Genomic DNA, 19,239 nt, shown 5'->3' with positions numbered 1-19,239 from the left:
CTACGCCGCCGCCTCAATCTCGAGGACGATTTTCCCCGTCGTCACCTGCTCGCCCTCGGCGACATCGATCGATGACACCGTACCCGCGACACCGGCCGTATGCACATGCTCCATCTTCATCGCCTCGAGTGTCATCACCGGCTGGCCGGCCGTGACCTCGTCACCGGCCTTCACCAGCAGCGCGACGACGCGGCCGTTCATGGCGGCGCGGACCTTGCCGTCACCGCCGGCGGCCGTCGCGGATTCCGGCGGGGCGAGTGTGAGATCGCGGGCCGCCAGCGTGACGCCACGATGCAGGAGATAAAGGCGATCGCTGTCACGCAGGAACCTGGCCGATTCCATCAGCCCGTTGCGGCGGAAGCGGATGCTGTCCAGACCGAGTTCGTCGATCTCGAAGCGACACTGGTCGTCGTTGCGGGCGGCGAGGTAACCGCCATCGCGGTCGTGGACGATCTCGATCTCCTGCACGCCATGGCCGAGATCGATCCGCAAGCCCAGCGGGAATGTCGCGGCGAGCGATCGCCCGCGTTGCCACATTGGCGCGTGGGGATTGGTGACGTAGAGCAGCAGCGCCGCCAGCGCGATGTCGTATCCCTCGTCGGCCCGCGGCGCCAGCAGCGCCTCGCGATTGTTTCCGATAAAGGCCGTTGTCGCTTCGCCCCGGGCAAAAACCGGATGGCGCAGGCAGTCGATCAGGAATCCCTGATTGGTGGTGACGCCGAAGGCCGTCACCTGCTCCAGGGCACAGATCAGCTTTCCCCGCGCCTCGTCGCGGTTCGCGCCGGGGCAGATGATCTTCGCGATCATCGAATCATAGAATGGCGGGATCTCGGCGCCCGACCGCAGCGCGTGCTCGACGCGGACGGTCTCCGGCATCTGCCACAATGCCATTGTGCCCGATTGCGGCATGAAGTCATGCCCGGCGTCTTCCGAGCAGAGCCGCACCTCGATGGCATGGCCGGAGAATATGATGTCCTCCTGCTTCAATCCAAGCGGCTGACCGCTGGCGACGCGGAGCTGCAGCTCGACCAGATCGAGCCCGGTGATCGCCTCGGTCACGGGGTGCTCGACCTGCAGCCGCGTGTTCATCTCCATGAAGTAGAAATGCCCGTCGCGATCAAGCAGGAATTCCAGCGTGCCGGCACCCTCGTACCCGATCGCTTTGACGGCCTGCACCGCGACCGCGCCCATCCGCGCCCGCAGCTCCGGCGTCACCGCAGGCGACGGCGCCTCCTCGATCAACTTCTGATGCCGCCGCTGCACCGAACAATCGCGCTCGCCAAGATGGATCGCGTTGCCATAGCGATCGCCGAACACCTGGATTTCGATGTGGCGAGGATCGACGATGGCGCGCTCGAGAATGACGGTGGGATCGCCGAACGCACCCCGCGCCTCCGAACGCGCACTGCGCAGCGCATCCGGAAACGCCGCGGCATCCGCAACCAGCCGCATGCCGCGGCCGCCGCCGCCGGCGACCGCCTTGATCATGACGGGGAAGCCGATCGCCTTGGCTCCCGCCAGCATCACCGCGTCGCTCTGGTCGGCGCCCTGATAGCCGGGCACGCAGGGCACGCCGGCCTTCTGCATGATGTCCTTGGCGCCGGCCTTGTTGCCCATCGCCCGGATCGCCTCCGGCGACGGACCGATGAAGACGAGCCCGGCATCACGGCAGGCCTTCGCAAAGTCTGCGTTCTCGGCGAGGAAGCCGTAGCCGGGATGCACCGCGCTGGCGCCGCTCGCCTTGGCCGCGGCGATGATCGCATCGATCTTGAGATAGGATTGCGCCGGCAAGGCCTCGCCGATCCGCACCGCCTGATCCGCCTCGCGGACATGCAGGGCATCGCGATCAGCATCGGAATAGACGGCAACCACACCGTAGCCGAGCCGCCGTGCGGTACGCGTGATACGCAACGCGATCTCGCCACGATTGGCGATCAGGATCTTGAAGAACGGCGTCCGTCTCACTGCTGCCCCACTCATGGCCGCGCCACCGAGAACTGCATGCGCTGCGGGTTGCGCGCCTCCGCCTCGCGGCACACTGCAAGCACTTCGGCAAGCACGCCGCGGGTGTCGCGCGGATCGATCACCCCGTCGTCGAGGACCCGGGCACTGGTCGAGAATACGTCCATCTGGCCGTCGAATACGCCAACGATCTGCGCCTTCATCGCCTCCAGCTTCTCCTTCTCGATCGGCTTGCCGCGCCGTGTGGCGGCCGCTTCGGTCACGATCGCCATGGTTTCGGCGGCTTGCTCGCCGCCCATCACCGCGGTCTTGGCATTCGGCCAGGAGAAGCAGAAGCGCGGATGAAAGCCACGGCCGCACATGCCGTAATTGCCGGCACCAAAAGATGCGCCGCAGTAGATCGTGATCTGCGGTACCGTCGCCGAGGTCACCGCCTGGATCATCTTCGAGCCGTGCTTGATCATGCCGGCTTCTTCATAGGCCTTGCCCACCATGTAGCCGGTGGTGTTGTTCATATACAGGATCGGCGTGCGCGACTGGCAGCAGGCCTGGATGAAGTGCGTCGCCTTGTTGGCGCCGGGTACGTCAAGCGGCCCGTTGTTGGTGATGATGCCGATCGCCTGCCCCTCGATGTGGGCATGGCCACAGATCGTCGCCGGGCCGTAATTGGCACCGAACTCGGTGAAATCGGAATCGTCGATGAAGCGCGCGATCGCCTGGCGCATGTCGACGGGCCGCTTGTGATCGACAGGCATGACGCCGAGCAATTCCTCCGAATCATAGCGGGGCGCCTTGAACGAGGTCGCGTCGCGCCTCAGTCGATCCCAGGGCAGCTTGGCCATGATGTCGCGCGCGATGCGAAGCGCATCGCGGTCGTCCTCGGCCAGATAATCGCCAAGGCCGGAGATCGAGGTGTGCATCTCGGCGCCGCCGAGTTCCTCCTCGGTCGCGATCTCGCCGGTCGCGGCTTTCAGCAATGGCGGTCCGGCCAAAAACGCGCGGGTGCGACCGCGCACCATCACGATGTAATCGGAAAGGCCGGTCTGATAGGCGCCGCCGGCTGTCGAGGAACCGTGGGTGACGGTCACGACGGGCAATCCCGCCGCCGACAGCCGCGCCAGATTGCGAAAGATGTTGCCGCCGCGGACAAAATCCTCGACGCGGTAGCGCAGCAGATTGGCACCGGCGCTCTCGACCAACTGCACATAGGGCAGCTTGTTCTCCAGCGCGAGCTCCTGCACCCGGAGCGTCTTGTCGAGGCCGTAAGGTTGCAGCGCACCGGCGTCGATGCCGGCGTCGTTGGCGCTGACCATGCAGCGGATGCCGGAGACGAAACCGATGCCCGCGATCAGGCCGCCGCCGGGAACGCTCTTGTCGACATCAGGCACGTCGAACATGTAGCCGGCGAGCGTCGACAGTTCGAGGAAGGGCGAGCCGGGATCGAGCACCAGTGCGACGCGCTCGCGCGGCAACAACTGCCCGCGCTTGTGGAAGCGATCCTTTGCTACGGCCGAGGCGGCACGCGTCCGCTCCTCCAGCGCGCGCATCCGCGAGATCAGTCCGAGCATGCCGTCGCGATTGGCCTGGAAGGCCGCGCTGCCGGTGGCGATGGTGTTCTCGATGATGGCCACTAGGCACGCTCCACAAAATATTCGCTGTATTGTTGCCGCAGCTCGACCTTGCGCAGCTTGCCGGTTGCGGTCATCGGCATCTCGTCGACGATCCGCACCAGCTTCGGCACCTGGAAGCCGCCGAGATGTTTTCTGCAATGCGCCTCGATCCCGGCTTCGTCGGCTACCGCGCCTGGCTTCAGCTTGACGAAAGCAGAGACCGCCTCGCCCCATTGCGGATGCGGCAGGCCGACCACGGCGGCGTTCTGCACGGCGGGATGCGCGAGCAGCGTCTCCTCGATCTTGACAGAGGCGACGTTTTCGCCGCCCGACTTGATCATGTCCTTCTTGCGGTCGAGGAACAGCACCTCGCCGTTGCCGTCGATCAACGCGAGATCGCCGGTGTGATGCCAGCCGAATTTGCGGGCCTCTTCAGTCGCCTTCGGGTCCTTGTAGTAGCCCATCATCACGTTCGGCCCGCGATGCACGAGCTCGCCGATCTCGCCGCGCGGCAGGAGATTACCGTTGTCGTCCATGATCGCGGTCTCGTTGACGATCAGCGACTCGCCCCAGTAATTGCCGAAACGATTGAGCTGCACCTCGGGCCGCGACATCGTCGTCGCCGGATACATCTCGGTCTGGCCGCTCGACAGCACGAAGTTTGGGCAGAGGTCTGCGATGGCGCGCTCCAGCAGCGGCTTGCCCATCGGCGCCATGGTGTAGATGCAGCAGCGCAGGCCCGAGAGGTCATACTCGCGGCGGCGCGGATGATCGAGGATCGCCTGGTACATCAGCGAGAGTCCGACGAACACGGTGAGCCTGTCCCGCACGATCGCCTCCATGCAGACGACCGGATCGAACCCGCGCATCAGCGCCATGCGGCCTCCGACCGACAGGTAGCTGAGCAGCAGCACATGGCCGGCGCAGTGGAACAGCGGGAACTGGCCGGTGATGCCGTCATCGCGCGATAGCTGCATCTCGATGCAGTTGCTCATGACGGCCATGACCACGGCGAGATGGCAGTGCATCGCGCCCTTCGGCCGTGAGGTCGTGCCCGACGTGTAGATGATCATCGCGAGATCGCGGTCGTTGATCTCGATCTCCGGCTCGATGTCGGACTGCCCCTCCAGGAGATCGTTGAAGCTCGGCAACCCGGACTTCGTCCCATTGCCCGCGAGATCAATCGCTATCATCTCCATGCCGCGCGCTTCCAGCGCCGCGCGGCGATCGGCCTGGGCGTGGAGATTGTCGTCAATGACGGCAAAGCGGACCTCGGCATGGCCGAGGATGTAACCCATGTCCGAAGGCCCAAGCATGGTGTTGATCGGAACCCAGACGAGGCCGGCGCGGTGAATGCCGAACAGCGCTTTGACTGATTCGACCGAATTGTTGCAGATGGTCGAAATCTTCTCGCCCGGCTTCAGCCCGCGTTGCACCAGATAGTTGGCGAAGCGATTGGCGTCGCGTTCGATCTCGGTGAAGGTAACGCGCCTATCACCGTCGGTCAGCGCGATGTGATCCGGGAAGCGCCGCGCCGCCCGCTTCAGGAGATCGCCGATCGCGACGCGCCCGATGCGGCCCGGACCGGTGACTCCGCCGGTTGCTGCGAGATTGTCCATATGCTTTCCTTCTCCGTCATTGCGAGGAGCGAAGCGACGACGCAATCCATTCTTTCTTCGTGCGGTGAAATGGATTGCTTCGCTTCGCTCGCAATGACGAGCCCAACGATTAGTGCCTGACTCCGAAAATCTGCCGCGCTTCCGCCGGGCTCGCGATCTCGCGCCCTGCCTCCCGCGCACAGGCGGCGAGCGCTTCGACGATTTGCCCGTTCGATGTCACCTTGGTGCCGTCGCCGAGATAGAACGTGTCCTCGAGCCCGCTACGCAGATGGCCGCCGAGATCGGCGCAGCGCTGGTGCAGAGGCCAGATCTCGGCGCGACCGATCGCGGTGACCTGCCAGTGGCCTTCCGGCGCCTTCAGCCTCAAAAGGATCGGCAACAGGTCCGGATCGGCCGGCATGCCTGAGGCGACGCCCATGACAAAATTGTATTCGAGCGGGCCGGAATACATGCCGGTTTGTCGGTACATGCCGACGCAACGCACGATGCCGACGTCGAAGCACTCGAATTCGGGTATGGTACCGGCCGCGTTCATGACGTCGAGATAGTCCTGCACCTTCTCGACGGCGTTGTCGAACATCATCGGCGGCCAGGCCCAGGTGTTGTCGGCCTTCACTTTCAGATAGTTCAGCGAGCCGGCGTTGCAGGCGGCGATCTCAGGCCTGGTCTCGCGCACGCAATTCAGCGCACCCTGATAGTTCGGCCCCGAGGTCCCGGTGGTGTGATTGATGATCACGCCGGGGCAGGCCTCACGGATCGCCTGCTGGATATCCTTGCTGACATCGACCTCCCAGGATGGGAGATGACCCTTGTTCGGTTCCTGCTGACGCAGATGGATGTGCATGATGCTGGCGCCGGCGTTGAACGCGGCCCTCGCCTCGCGCGCCATCTGCTCCGGCGTCACCGGGACGTTGTGCTGCTTCGGATCGGTGAGCACGCCGTTCAGCGCGCAGGTGATGACGGCCTTGTCGCTCATGATGATCGCTGGTCCTGGTTGCGGCGCCGAGGGGCCGCTGATTTTCCATGATGAGAGATTTGTCTCCGCGCCATCTTGCGTTGACTGGCTACCCCGATGCTCTCCCGCGAACAGACGCCACCAGCCGGTTAACGCAAGACCAAATACGACACGGCGCGTTATCCTTGCGGCAAGCAAAAGCCGGCGCGACAAGCCGGCACCGCGGGGAGGACGTCATGGTCTCGATCAACCGGCGCACATGGCTCACGGGCGCGGCAGGCGCCGGCCTAACCGCACTCGCGGGCACCCGTCCCTCGCTTGCCGAAGACACGCCCGGCGTCACCGCTGCTGAGATCAGGATCGGCAGTACGACCTCGCTGAGCGGCCCGGTATCGGCGCTCGGTGTGCAGGCGCGTTGCCAGGAAGCCTACTTCAAGATGCTGAATGAACAGGGCGGCATCGCCGGCCGCCAGATCAAGTACATCTATTACGACGACGCGTTCAACCCGGCCAAGACGGTCGAGCAGGTGCGGCGGCTGATCGAGAGCGACAATGTCGCCTTCCTGTTCAACATGCTCGGCACCGCGCCGAATTCGGCCGTGGTCAAATACATCAACGCCGCCAAGGTCCCGCATCTGTTCCTGTCGGTGAACGGCGACAAATGGGGCGACTACAAGACCTATCCCTGGACCATGGGCTTTGCGCCGAGCGCGCGGACCGAGGCACAGATATTCGTCAAGTACGCGCTGAGCCGCAATGCAAATGCGAAGTTCGCGGTGCTCTACCAGAACGACGATCTCGGCAAGGATTTTGTCGCCGGGGCCAAGGATGTGCTGGGCGAGAAGTTCCAGAGCACGGTGGTGGTCGCCTCGCACGAAGTCACCGATCCCACGATCGATTCCCAGCTCGTCACCCTGCGCGGCGCCAATCCCGACGTGCTGATCTCGGGCACGACAGCAAAGTTCGCCGCGCAGTCGATCCGCAAGATTTACGAGCTCGGCTGGAAACCGATGCATTTCATCGCCAGCGGCGCGGCCTCGCTGTCTTCGACCATCGTGCCCGTCGGGCTCGACAAGGCACAGGGCACGATCTCATCGGCTTACGTGAAGGACGTGGCCGATCCGGCCTGGGCCGATGATCCCGGCGTGAAGGATTTCCTGGCGTTCATGGCGAAGTACTTTCCGGACGGTAATCCGAAGGAGGGTTACAGCCTCTATGCCTACACGGTGGCGCAGGTGCTCAAGATCGTGCTCGAGCAATGCAACGGCAACTTCACCCGCGACAACATCATGGCGCAGGCAAACAACCTCAGGGATGTCCAGATCCCCACGATGCTGCCGGGTATCCGCGTCAACACCAGCCCGACCAATCATCACCCGCTGCGGCAGCTGCAGCTGCAGCGGATCGAGGGCGCCGGATGGCTGCGGTTCGGCGAGGTGATCGAGGGCGCGAACTTGTGAGTTTGGTAACTTGCATTTGGCGACAAGCTCCACCTCTCCCCTCGTGGGAGAGGTCGGTCCGCGCAAGCGGATGCGCCGTGCACAACGATGGATGTTACGTCAGCGCCGACGCGGTTACCGCCTGCCCGGTGCGGTAGATCGCCAGATCCCGCGAGCCGGAGAAGATCGCGCGCGGCTTAAGGCCGTAGAAGCGGCGGATCGAATGGCTGAAATGGGTGCTGTCGGGATAGCCGATGTCCTGCGCGAGATGCGCGAGGTTGATGTCCTGGTTGGCGAAGTGCAGCAGATGCCGCGCGCGTTTCCAGGCGCGGAACGAGCGGAACGAGATTGCGGTCTCTTCCTTGAACAGATGCAGGAAGCGCGACGGCGACAGCCCGGCATCGGCGGCACAACCTGCCGCCGTCACCGGCTCGCCGGAGAATTGTCCGATCCGGGCGATCGCGCGCACCACGCGGGGGTCGAGCACGCGTTGCGGCAGCGCGTCGCCGAAGCACATGGTGTCGAATTCGGCATTCGAGATCGCGTCGCGATATTGCATCTCGGCAAGCCGCGCATAGGCGGCGCGAATGCGGTTCACAAACAAGCCCGAGTCGGGGCCTTGCAGGCGGCGAGTGACGGCGTCCAGCGTGCCGTCGGGCACGCTTTCCGGCTCGATCGCGACGCAGATCGCCGAGCGGTATTCGCTGGTGATGGTGTGGCGCAGGTTCGGCATGGTCACGGCGAGTTCGCCATGGGCCTGGCAGCCGTCGCTAGTGGACAAATGCAGGCCGTCGCGGATCGCGACATAGACATGGAATGCGCCGGGGCAGCGCTCACGCGGGCGCCCCAGTAGTCCGGCGTAGAACACCCGCTCCGGCGTGATCAGCATCCGATGGCCGGAGTCATGAGCGGAATCTTGGCTGGAGCCTTGGGCGGACTCCTGGCCCTTTACGTCCACGATGGCGTCCATAGCAGATCCTCCTCGCGCGGCTCTTTGACCGCTGCGACCGAAGCCACCATAGCGCATATTCGCAACCTGTCACCGGTAGTGAGCCCTGTCATTCCGGGGCGCATCGGAGATGCGAACCTCAGGTACGCAGCGCGCACCGGGGAATCTCGAGGTTCCGGGTCGATACTCCGCATCGCCCCGGAACGACGCGAGGCTAGGGCCGCACCCTTGCCGCAACGTTCTGTTCCACCCCGGCTTTTTGCTCCGCCGCTACCGCGCGCTGGTAGCCGTCGCGCTGCTGCAGCCGCGCCCAGTAGGCCGCGACATTCGGCCCGAAATCCTTGGCGAGCCCGATATTGCCGGCAAGCCTGAGCGCATAGCCGTTGGCGATGTCGGCGGCGGTGAAGCGGCCGGCGCAGAGGAATTCCGAATTCGCCGCCGCGGCCTCGACCGCGCGCAGGCGGCCGAGGAACCATTTGGCGTAGTCGTTCGAGACCTGCGGGTTGCGCCGCCCCTCCGGCTCGAGCTGACTGTAGCGGAGCACCAGCGTCTGCGGAAAGGTCAGCGTGGCGTCAGAAAAATACATCCAGTTCAGGAAGGCGCCGTAGGCCGGCTCGTCGACGCCGACGACCAGCGGCGTCGGGCCGAATTTGGTGGCGAGATAATGGCAGATGCCGGAGGATTCCGTCATCCTGGTCTCACCATCGATCATGAACGGGATGGTGCCGAGCGGATTGATGCCGAGATATTCCTTGGCGAACACGCGCGGCGGGAAGGGCAGCATCTTCAACTCGTAGGGAAGCCCGAGCTCCTCGAGCATCCAGAGCGGACGGAACGAGCGCGCAGCGTCGCAGTGATACAGCGTGATCATCAGGCGTTTCCCTTTGTCTTCAGGCCCGGCAGCGTGCCCATCATCTTGCACAATACCATGAGCATCACCTCGTCGGCGCCGCCGCCGATCGAGGTAAGGCGGCTGTCGCGGTAGGCGCGGCTGACCGGCGTCTCGTTGGTGAACCCCATGCCGCCCCAATATTGCAGGCAGGCATCGGTGAGTTCGCGGCCGAGCCGGCCAGCCTTCAGCTTGGCCATGGTCGCGAGCCGCGTCACGTCCTCGCCGTTCACCAGAGCCTCGCCGGCACGATAGATCAGCGAGCGCAACAGTTCGACCTCGGTCTGCATTTCCGCGAGCTTGAAGTGCACCACCTGATTGTCGAGGATCGAGCCGCCGAACGCCTTGCGGTCGCGGGTATAATCGATCGTCGCGTCGATGATGTATTCATGCGCCTTCAGGCAGGCCGCCGCGCCCCACAGCCGTTCCTCCTGGAACTGGATCATCTGATAGGTGAAGCCCTGGCCCTCCTCGCCGATCCGGTTGCGCCTGGGTACCCGGACATTATCGAAGAAGATTTGCGCGGTGTCGGAAGAGCGCATGCCGAGCTTGTCGAGTTTTCGCGCGACCTGCACGCCTTTGGTCTTCATGGGAACGCAGATCAGCGACTTGTTGCGGTGGACCGGACCGTCACTGGTGTTGGCGAGCAGACAGATCCAGTCGGCCTGCGTGCCATTGGTAATCCACATCTTGCCGCCATTGATGACGTAGTCGTCGCCGTCGGATCGTGCCTGCGTCTTGATCGAGGCGACGTCGGAGCCAGCACCCGGCTCGGAAACACCGATGCAGGCGACATGATCCCCCGCAATCGCGGGGCTAAGAAACTCGCGCCGCACCTCGTCGGAACCGAACCGCGCCAGCGCGGGCGTCGCCATGTCGGTCTGCACCCCGATCGCCATCGGCACGCCGCCGCAGGTGATCGCCCCGAGTTCCTCGGCCATCATCAACGCATAGGAATAATCCAGCCCTTGGCCGCCGAATTCGACCGGCTTGTTGAGGCCGAGAAAGCCGAGACTGCCGAGCTTCTTGAACAGCTCATGCGCCGGGAAGATGTCGGCCTTCTCCCATTCGTCGACGTGCGGGTTGATCTCCGCCGCGATGAATTTCTGCAGGGCCCGGCGCGGTTCGTCGTGGTCGGCGGTGAAGAGCATGGCTTCGTTAGGCTCCAATCGACGCCAACAAAGTAACCGTCATGCCCGGGCTTGTCCCGGGCATCCACGTCTTTGCCGGCGACAACGAAGCAAGACGTGGATGGCCGGGACAAGCCCGGCCATGACGGAGAAATATCACAACCCCATCTGCCTCGACGCCAGATCCTTCATGATCTCCTCGGTGCCGCCGCCGATGGCGTTGACCTTGACCTCGCGATAGATGCGCTCGACCTTGACGCCGCGCATGAAGCCGGCGCCGCCGAAGATCTGCACCGCCTCGGAGGCGCAATGCGCCATGGTCTGTGTCGCCTGGTTCTTCATCATGCAGATTTCGGCGACCGGGCTCTCGCCCTGGCCGAGCCGCCATGCCAGCATTTCCAGCATGGCTTGCGAGGCCGCGACCTTCTGCGCCATGTCGACGATCTTGTGCCTGATCACCTGGTGCTGCGCGATCGGCTTGCCGAACGTCTTGCGCTCCTTGGCGTAGGCGATCGCCTCATCTACACAGACGCGAGCATAGGCCGTGCAGCCCGCCGCCATGCCCATGCGCTCGCTGTTGAAGTTCTGCATGATGATCTTGAAGCCCTGGCCCTCCTCGCCGATCAGGTTCTCGACGGGCACACGGCATTCGTCGAAATGCAGGGTCGCGGTATCCGACGCCCACCAGCCCATCTTCTTCAGCTTGGTGCGGGCGAGGCCGGGCGTATCGCCCTCGATCAGCAGCAGGCTGACGCCGCCGGGGCCCTCGCCACCGGTACGGACCGCGACCGTCAGATAGTCGGCGCGCATGCCCGAGGTGATGAAGGTCTTCTCGCCACTGACGACGTAATGATCACCGTCGCGCCGGGCCTTGGTGCGCAGATTGGCGACATCGGAGCCGCCGCTCGGCTCGGTGATCGCGAGCGCGGAGATCTTCCTGCCCGACAGCACCTCCGGCAGCACCCGCGCCTTGATCTCCGGCCGCGCCGCGCGCGCGATCGGCGGCGAGCCGATGGTGTGGCTCATCAGGCTCGCGCTGACGCCGCCGGCCCCGGCGCGGGCCAGCTCCTGCGACGCCACGATCTTCATGAACTGGTCGGCAGGGATCCCGCCATATTCCTCGGGGAAGCCGAGGCCGAGCAGCCCGATCTCGGATGCTTTCGCATAGAGTTCGCGCGGAAACTCGCCCGCTTCGTCCCATTGATGGGCGTACGGCTCGATTTCCTTCGCCACAAAGCGGCGCATCACCTCGCGAAAGGCCTCGTGCTCGCTGGTGTAGAACGGACTTGCCATTCGCCTTGCTCCGCTGATTCCCGTGCCGGACGATGTCCGGATTTCCACCGCGTAACTTGCGTCGAGTGGCTGCCACCGGGACTGGCGCCCGATCCGGCAATCCGCCAGCCACTAAACGCAAGACAGTATCCCGATACGCCCCCTCCACTCCCGATCCGTGACATCAATGGGCCGGGAGCAGGTGGCGCAAGACCGCCGGTCCCGGAGGAGGACAATTTGCCGGTTCGTTATTACGACTGGATCGCGCATCATCGCCGGCGTACGCCGGACAAGGTGGCGGTCGTCGATCTCGCAAGCGGGCGCCGCTTCACCTATGCGGAGTTGGACGCGCGGGTGTCGCGGCTGGCCGGCCATCTGCGCGATCAGCTCGAGGTCGCCAGTGGCGACCGCGTCGCGGTGCTGGCGCTGAACACCACGGATACGCTGGAGGTGCAGTTCGCCTGCTTCCGCCTCGGCGCGATCTTCGTGCCGCTCAACACCCGGCTCACCGTTCCCGAGCTGCACTACATCGTTGGCGACGCCTCGCCCAAGGTCATGATCCATGACGACGACCTCGCCGAGACGGCGCTTGCGGTCGCAAAACTCTGCCATGTCGCATCCGCGATGCGGCTCGGCCCCGGCGGATCCTATGAGGCCGGGATCGCAGCGGCGACGCCGCTGGCGCGGTTCGAGCAGGTCATGCTCGATGACATCTCGACCATCATGTACACGTCGGGCACGACCGGCCAGCCCAAGGGCGCGATCATCACGCACGGGATGACGTTCTGGAATTGCGTCAATCTCGGCGGCCCTGCTCATATCTCGCCGTCCTCGGTGCAGCTCACGGTGCTGCCGCTGTTCCATACCGGCGGCCTGAACTGCTACTCCAATCCGGTGCTGCATTCCGGGGGCACGGTGTTGATCATGCGCGCCTTCGATCCCGGCGAGGCGCTCCGTCTGATCAACGATCGCGCGCTGGGCATCACCGTGTTCTTCGGCGTACCCTCGATCTACCAGTTCATGGCGCAGCATCCGGCCTTTGCCAGCTCCGATTTCAGCCGCCTCGTTAATGGCGGGGTCGGTGGCGCGCCCATGCCGGTGCCGCTCCTGAAGACCTGGGAGGCGCGCGGCGTCGCCTTGCAGCAGGGTTACGGCATGACCGAAACCTCCCCTGCGGTGCTGTCGCTCGACCGCGAGGACGCCGTGCGCAAGGCAGGATCGTCCGGCATGCCGCTGCTGCATACGGAGGTGCGGATCGTGCGCCCCGACGGCACCGATGCCGATGCCGGCGAACTCGGCGAGCTCTGGGTCAAGGGCCCCAACGTCACGCCCGGATACTGGAACAGGCCGGACGCCAATGCCTCGTCCTTCACCGACGGCTGGCTGCACACCGGCGACGCCGCACGGATGGACGCGGACGGCTTCTACTACATCGTCGACCGCTGGAAGGACATGTACATCTCCGGCGGCGAGAACGTCTATCCCGCCGAGGTCGAGAGCGTGCTGCATCAATTGGCGGCAGTTGCCGAAGCCGCGGTCATCGGCATCCAGGACGAGCAGTGGGGCGAGGTCGGGATGGCGGTTGTCGCGATCAAGCCGGGCCATACGCTTGCGCCGGCCGAGATTCACGCTCATTGTCAGGCCAATCTGGCGCGCTTCAAATGCCCGCGCCTGATCGAATTTATCGATGCCCTGCCGCGGAATGCGACAGGCAAAATTCATAAGCCGACGTTGCGGCAAAGGTTCAGTCAGCCGAAGCCGACCGATACTGCGGCGTGATCCCGAAAAACGCGCAGTGCGTTTTCCGGACCATGCCGAGACAAAGAGCTGCCCCGTGGCCGTCTGCCGGGACCGGTTACGGGTTTGTTGCAGAAGTCCCCAACCAAAATAGCTCGAGGAAAATGCCTTTATGAAAACGACAAATCTGTCGCTGCTGGCGGCCGCCACGGCGCTCTGCCTGCTCTCCACCCAGGCCGCCTTTGCACAAAAGAAATACGACACCGGCGCCTCCGACACCGAGATCAAGATCGGAAACATCGAGGCGTATAGCGGTCCCGCGTCGGCCTATGGCGTCATCGGCAAGACCGAGGAAGCCTATTTCAAGATGATCAACGATCAGGGCGGCGTGAACGGCCGCAAGATCAACTGGATTTCCTATGACGACGCCTACTCGCCGCCGAAGACGGTGGAGCAGACCCGCAAGCTGATCGAAAGCGACGAAGTGTTCCTGGTGTTCAACGCGCTGGGCACGCCGACCCAGACCGCGGTTCAGAAGTATCAGAACGCCAAGAAGGTGCCGCAGCTGTTCGTCGCGACCGGCGCCAGCAAGTGGAACGATCCGAAGGAATTCCCCTGGACCATGGGCTTCCAGCCGAGCTACCGCGTCGAAGCACGGATCTTCGGCAAATACATCCTCAAAGCCAAGCCGAATGCCAAGGTCGCGATCTTCTATGCCAATGACGATTTCGGCAAGGATTACCTGCTCGGTCTGAAGGAGGTCCTCGACAAATCGAGCGCCACGATCGTTGCCGAAGAGAGCTACGAAACCTCGGAACCCTCGATCGATTCCCACATCGTCAAGCTGAAGGACACCAACGCCGACGTGTTCGTCAACATCGCGACGCCGAAATTCGCGGCGCAGGCGATCAAGAAAATCGCCGAGCTCGGCTGGAAGCCGATGCAGGTGATGACCGACGTCTCGCTCTCGATCGGTGCAGTGATGAAGCCAGCCGGCCTTGATGCCAGCGAAGGCGTGCTGACGGCCGGCTATCTCAAGGACGCCTCCGATTCGCAATGGAAGGACGATGCGGGCATGAAGAAGTTCATGGCCTTTGTCGACAAGTACATGCCGGGCGCCAACGTCTCCGACGCCAATCTGGTCTATGGCTACGCCGCGGCGCAGACCATGGTGCAGGTGCTGAAGCAGTGCGGCGACGAGCTGACGCGTGAGAACGTGATGAAGCAGGCCGCCAGCCTGAAGGATTTCGCGCCCGACACGCTGATCCCCGGCATCAAGATCAACACCAGCGCCACCGACTTCGCTCCGATCGAGCAGCTCCAGATGTGGCGGTTCAAGAGCGGGCAGTGGGAGCGGTTCGGCGACATCCTCAGCGCAGAGACCGGCGGCTAGGACGGTTGCCACAACCTCACAATATCGCGAAGCCGCCCCTCCGGGCGGCTTCGTTGTTTCACGGACTTGTTCGCCTTGTGATTCTCCCCGACGTTCCCAATTAACAAGGCAGGCAGAGCCGAAACCGGACCTTCGACCCCATGGATTCGAGCGTTCACTATTTGCCGCTGACGCCGGCATTCTTTTCGATCCTGGTGTTCCTGGCCGTGGCGCTGGTGATCCTGATCCAGCTCCGCATCCTCAGATACGCCTATATGCGCCTCGGCATCGGTCCCGGGGTCGCGCTATTGCTGCTGTTCGGTTCGTTGATCGGCAGTTACTTCAACATTCCAATCACGGTGTTGCCCGGACCGCCGGTTCGATCGGGGCAGATCGTGGACTTTTTCGGCATGCGCTACGTCGTGCCCTTCGTGACGTCCCCCAGCACGATTCTCGCCGTGAATGTCGGCGGCGCGGTGATTCCCACCGTCATGTCCACTTACCTCGTGCTGCGCTACCAACTCTGGATCCGCGCTGCGATCGCCACGGCTGTCATCGCATTCATCGTGCATGCCAGCGCTACGCCGGTGCCGGGAATGGGCATCGCCGTCCCGGTGTTCGTTCCGGTCTTGGCCACGGCGATCCTCGCCTTGCTGCTCTCCCGCGAATATGCGGCACCGCTGGCCTATATCGGCGGCTCGATGGGAACGCTTCTCGGCGCCGATCTCCTCAACCTCGACAAGATCGGCAGCCTCGGCGCGCCGATCGCTTCGATCGGCGGAGCGGGCACGTTTGACGGCATTTTCCTGACCGGCATCCTGGCCGTGCTGCTCGCCAGCGTGGCCGCACCGGCGCGACCAAGGCCGGCGATATAGCCTTGCTCTTATTCCTATCCCGGCAGCAGGATCGCAAACGACTCGTCCACCGTGCGGCGCAAATGCTCACGGTAGACGGCGTGATTTGGATCGTCGGGTGACACCCGTCCAAGGCTCGGATTGGGCACGTTCTTGGCCGGCAGCAGCGCGATCGGCGCTGCGATCGGTGTCAGCACCGAGCCGCGTCCGGCCAGCAAGGTCGTGATGATGCCATACATCTCGCCGGAATTGCGTGGCCGCGACACCGTGATCAGGCGGTGCTGGCCGTGCCGGTTGGTCACGAGATAGACGAAGCCCGATTCATTGGGCACCGCGACTTCGCCATGCTGGGTGTAGTCGGCATCCTGCCGCTCGCCCTCGCGAAATCCGAGTGACGCGGTGGCCGCATCCCAACTGATCTCGGTACGATAGGCATAGATCGCGTGCTTGTCGCCGAACGACGGCCGCACCGTGATGTAAGTCCCTTCGATCCGCGCCACCGCGCGGCGGGAATAGGATCCGAGGCTGTCAGGCGCAATCTCACCATTGACGGCGATGGCATCCGGGATCACGTCCGGCAGCTTGCGCAAGGAGACGCCGAGCGCCTGCTCCAGCCGTACCGTGGTTGCCAGCGTGAACGGGCGCCGGCCGCCGAGCACCTTTTCCAATGTCGACAGGCTGAGTTTGGCCTGCTCCGCCAGCGTCTGCCGCGAAATCCGACGGCGCGCGATCTCCTCGCGGATGGTCTCCGCCACCTGCCGGCTCTGCTCGGCGGAAAGCTGCTTGTCCGGCGTCGACATCGTGATCCCCAGCGCGATTTCGCATCGATTCACGCCAGTCTAGCAGACCGGACAATCCATCACAAAACCGCACAAACCCGCCTCCACGGCGGGCGGACGGCGCCGGGCGGCGGCCAATCATTGCCGATCATTCTGCTCGCGCCAAATCGGCCGTTCTCCAAGATTTCCCCGTAGCGAAACCCTCGCTCGGGAGCGACGAAAATGATGATTTGCGATGCAAGTGAGAACAGCCGGCGGATCTGCCTGTCGCGCAGGATGCGCATCCTGCTGTTCTTCCTGGTGGAAGGTGCGGCCGCGCTGGCGATCGGCTTTGCCGCCCTGTTCCTGAGTTTTGATCCGGTGTGGTCAGCGGAGCAGCCGAAGCCAGCGGCGTTGCGGCCGGCCGATGCGCGCTCCGGCTCACTGATGCTCAAGACCGACGACGGCTATGTGGACGCTGTCAGGCTCGGCATCGATGTCGATCTCACCGTATCCGGCCCGACCGTCCGCGCCCGCGTCACGCAAATCTTTCGCAACCCGACCAAGGATTGGATGGAAGCGACCTATGTCTACCCGCTGCCGGCGGGCAGTGCGGTCGACACGCTGAAGATGGTGGTCGGCGACCGCATCGTGGTCGGCGACATCAAGGAGCGGCAGCAGGCTCGCGCCATCTATGAGCAGGCCAAACAGAACGGCCAGAAGGCCGCGCTCACCGAACAGGAACGGCCGAACATCTTCACCAATTCGGTCGCCAATATCGGTCCCGGCGAAACCGTGCTGGTGCAGATCGAATATCAGGAGCCGGTGCAGCAGAACGGCAGCGAGTTCTCGCTGCGGGTGCCGATGGTGGTCGGTCCGCGCTACAATCCGCTTCCGGTGGTGCAGAGCGTCGACCTCCGCGCCGATGGCAGCGGCTGGGGCGCCGCCACGACCGATCCCGTGCCGGATCGCGACCGCATCTCGCCGCTGGCGCTCGACCCCACCGAGAATTCCCCGATTAATCCAACCAACATCACGGTGCACCTCGCTGCCGGCTTTCCGCTCGGCGAGGTGAAGAGTCATTTTCATCAAGTCAAGATCGAGAACTCCGACAGCGCCACACGCGTCATCAAGCTCGCCGAGGGCCCGGTGCCGGCAGACCGCGATTTCGAGCTGACCTGGAAGCCGGCTGCCGAAAAGGCGCCGTCGGTCGGACTGTTCCGCGAGCATGTCGGCAATTCGGACTATCTGCTCGCGTTCGTCACGCCGCCCTCGGTCGAGCAGGCGAGCGAGAAGCCGCTCCCGCGCGAGGTGATCTTCGTGATCGACAATTCCGGCTCGATGGGCGGCACCTCGATCATCCAGGCCAAGGCGAGCCTGTTGTACGCGCTCGGCCGCCTGCAGCCGACCGATCGCTTCAACGTGATCCGCTTCGACGACACCATGGACGTGTTGTTCCCGACGCCGGTGGCCGCGACCAGCGGCAATATCGGCAATGCGACGTCGTTCGTCAGCGCGCTGCAGGCGCGCGGCGGCACCGAGATGGTGCCGGCGATGCGCGCCGCGCTGTCCGATACCAACCACGATGATGCCAACACCATCCGCCAGGTCGTGTTCCTGACCGACGGCGCGATCGGCAACGAACAGCAATTGTTCGAGACCATCAGCGCGCTGCGCGGCCGCTCGCGAATCTTCATGGTCGGCATCGGCTCGGCGCCGAACACCTATCTGATGACCCGCGCCGCCGAGCTTGGGCGCGGCACCTTCACCCATATCGGTTCGGTCGAGCAGGTCGACGAGCGCATGCGCGGCCTGTTCGCCAAGCTGGAGAACCCGGCGGTGACCGGCCTCTCCGCAAAATTCTCCGAGGCCACGGCCGACCTGACGCCGGCGGCAATCCCGGACGTCTATCGCGGCGAGCCGCTGGTGCTCGCGGCGAAACTCGACAAGCTCGCGGGCTCCGTCGAGATCAAGGGCCGGATCGGCGACCGCCCCTGGAGCGTGACGTTGCCGCTGGCGAACGCCGCCGAAGGCAAGGGTCTCTCGAAGCTGTGGGCGCGCCGCAAGATCGCCGACGCCGAAGTCGCGCGCACGACACGGCAGGCAAGTCCGGAAGATGCCGACAAGACGATCCTTGCACTGGCGCTGGAGCATCAGCTCGTCACCCGGCTGACCAGCCTTGTTGCGGTCGACAAGACGCCGAGCCGACCCGACGGCGAGCCGCTGAAGCTCAGCGAATTGCCGCTCAACCTGCCCGCGGGCTGGGATTTCGCAAAGGTGTTCGGCGAGCGTCCGCGGCTGCCGGTGGCGCCGACCGAGCGCCGTGCCGAAGCCGGTGACGCGAAGTTGCAGGTTGCGGCACTGAAGCGGCCGGTGGTCACTACGGCCCCCGCCACGGTCCAGTTGCCGAAGACGGCGACCGATGCCGAGCTGAAGATGATCGCGGGCGTGATCCTGCTCACGGTCAGCCTGCTGCTGATGGTGTTCAACCGACGTCAGACGTCGCCCCACTGACGTCGGATGAAAGGAGCAGGTTTCCCCCGACCTTCCTCCTTCAAGAGCGCGCGCGGCCTCTCACCCGTCCCCCCAGGGCCGCGCGCGCCGCTTTTCTCCAACAGCCGTCATTGCGAGCGTAGCGGAGCAATCCATGGTCCCGCATATGCTGTGCGATGGATTGCTTCGCTGCGCTCGCA

Annotated in this window: 14 protein-coding genes; 5 read left to right on the top strand and 9 right to left on the bottom strand. The window is 64.3% G+C overall.

Annotated elements, in window-relative coordinates; genetic code table 11:
- The 4 genes from ACP2YO_RS03200 to ACP2YO_RS03185 all read right to left on the bottom strand — a co-directional run bounded on the left by ACP2YO_RS03200 (position 1) and on the right by ACP2YO_RS03185 (position 6,167).
- Complete coding sequence (locus ACP2YO_RS03200; protein WP_426438995.1) at positions 1-1,980, bottom strand: acetyl/propionyl/methylcrotonyl-CoA carboxylase subunit alpha; 1,980 nt, start codon at positions 1,978-1,980, stop codon at positions 1-3.
- On the bottom strand, positions 1,977-3,593 hold the full coding sequence (locus tag ACP2YO_RS03195) for an acyl-CoA carboxylase subunit beta (protein WP_426438993.1): 1,617 nt from the start codon (positions 3,591-3,593) through the stop codon (positions 1,977-1,979). Before ACP2YO_RS03195 ends, ACP2YO_RS03200 begins: the two co-directional genes overlap by 4 nt.
- On the bottom strand, positions 3,593-5,191 hold the full coding sequence (locus tag ACP2YO_RS03190; RefSeq protein WP_426438991.1) for an AMP-binding protein: 1,599 nt from the start codon (positions 5,189-5,191) through the stop codon (positions 3,593-3,595). The genes ACP2YO_RS03195 and ACP2YO_RS03190 overlap by 1 nt, the downstream gene beginning before the upstream one ends.
- Before the next feature lie 109 nt (positions 5,192-5,300).
- On the bottom strand, positions 5,301-6,167 hold the full coding sequence (locus tag ACP2YO_RS03185) for a 3-keto-5-aminohexanoate cleavage protein (RefSeq protein WP_426438989.1): 867 nt from the start codon (positions 6,165-6,167) through the stop codon (positions 5,301-5,303).
- 215 nt (positions 6,168-6,382) lie between these two features.
- On the opposite strand from ACP2YO_RS03185, the gene ACP2YO_RS03180 reads away from it, so the two are divergent.
- The gene (locus ACP2YO_RS03180; protein ID WP_426438987.1) at positions 6,383-7,606 is read left to right on the top strand and encodes an ABC transporter substrate-binding protein; all 1,224 of its coding nucleotides are present in this window, start codon (positions 6,383-6,385) and stop codon (positions 7,604-7,606) included.
- Positions 7,607-7,700: 94 nt separating this feature from the next.
- Here ACP2YO_RS03180 and ACP2YO_RS03175 read toward each other — a convergent pair whose 3' ends face one another.
- The 4 genes from ACP2YO_RS03175 to ACP2YO_RS03160 form a co-directional block, all read right to left on the bottom strand.
- A complete protein-coding gene (locus ACP2YO_RS03175; RefSeq protein ID WP_426438985.1) occupies positions 7,701-8,555 on the bottom strand; it encodes a helix-turn-helix domain-containing protein in 855 nt (284 codons plus the stop codon).
- A 193-nt stretch (positions 8,556-8,748) separates the two neighbouring features.
- Positions 8,749-9,405: a glutathione S-transferase family protein gene (locus tag ACP2YO_RS03170; RefSeq protein WP_426438983.1), complete on the bottom strand. Its 657-nt coding sequence runs from the start codon at positions 9,403-9,405 to the stop codon at positions 8,749-8,751.
- Positions 9,405-10,574, bottom strand: a complete 1,170-nt coding sequence (locus ACP2YO_RS03165; protein WP_426438981.1) for an acyl-CoA dehydrogenase family protein — start codon at positions 10,572-10,574, stop codon at positions 9,405-9,407. The genes ACP2YO_RS03170 and ACP2YO_RS03165 overlap by 1 nt, the downstream gene beginning before the upstream one ends.
- A gap of 135 nt (positions 10,575-10,709) precedes the next feature.
- A complete protein-coding gene (locus ACP2YO_RS03160) occupies positions 10,710-11,846 on the bottom strand; it encodes an acyl-CoA dehydrogenase family protein (RefSeq protein WP_426438979.1) in 1,137 nt (378 codons plus the stop codon).
- Between the two features lie 216 nt (positions 11,847-12,062).
- On the opposite strand from ACP2YO_RS03160, the gene ACP2YO_RS03155 reads away from it, so the two are divergent.
- The 3 genes from ACP2YO_RS03155 to ACP2YO_RS03145 all read left to right on the top strand — a co-directional run bounded on the left by ACP2YO_RS03155 (position 12,063) and on the right by ACP2YO_RS03145 (position 15,809).
- A complete protein-coding gene (locus ACP2YO_RS03155) occupies positions 12,063-13,604 on the top strand; it encodes an acyl-CoA synthetase (RefSeq protein WP_426438977.1) in 1,542 nt (513 codons plus the stop codon).
- Positions 13,605-13,734: 130 nt separating this feature from the next.
- Positions 13,735-14,955, top strand: a complete 1,221-nt coding sequence (locus ACP2YO_RS03150) for an ABC transporter substrate-binding protein (RefSeq protein WP_426438975.1) — start codon at positions 13,735-13,737, stop codon at positions 14,953-14,955.
- Between the two features lie 140 nt (positions 14,956-15,095).
- Complete coding sequence (locus ACP2YO_RS03145; protein WP_426438973.1) at positions 15,096-15,809, top strand: DUF1614 domain-containing protein; 714 nt, start codon at positions 15,096-15,098, stop codon at positions 15,807-15,809.
- A gap of 14 nt (positions 15,810-15,823) precedes the next feature.
- Here ACP2YO_RS03145 and ACP2YO_RS03140 read toward each other — a convergent pair whose 3' ends face one another.
- Positions 15,824-16,588: a helix-turn-helix domain-containing protein gene (locus ACP2YO_RS03140; RefSeq protein ID WP_426438971.1), complete on the bottom strand. Its 765-nt coding sequence runs from the start codon at positions 16,586-16,588 to the stop codon at positions 15,824-15,826.
- A gap of 201 nt (positions 16,589-16,789) precedes the next feature.
- Here ACP2YO_RS03140 and ACP2YO_RS03135 point away from each other — a divergent pair, with 201 nt between their 5' ends.
- Complete coding sequence (locus tag ACP2YO_RS03135) at positions 16,790-19,060, top strand: marine proteobacterial sortase target protein (protein ID WP_426438969.1); 2,271 nt, start codon at positions 16,790-16,792, stop codon at positions 19,058-19,060.
- Positions 19,061-19,239: the final 179 nt, after the last annotated feature.

It is taken from the genome of Bradyrhizobium genosp. P (assembly GCF_049949265.1).
In the GTDB taxonomy this organism is placed as follows: domain Bacteria; phylum Pseudomonadota; class Alphaproteobacteria; order Rhizobiales; family Xanthobacteraceae; genus Bradyrhizobium.
This window is presented reverse-complemented; position numbering and strand designations above follow the sequence as displayed.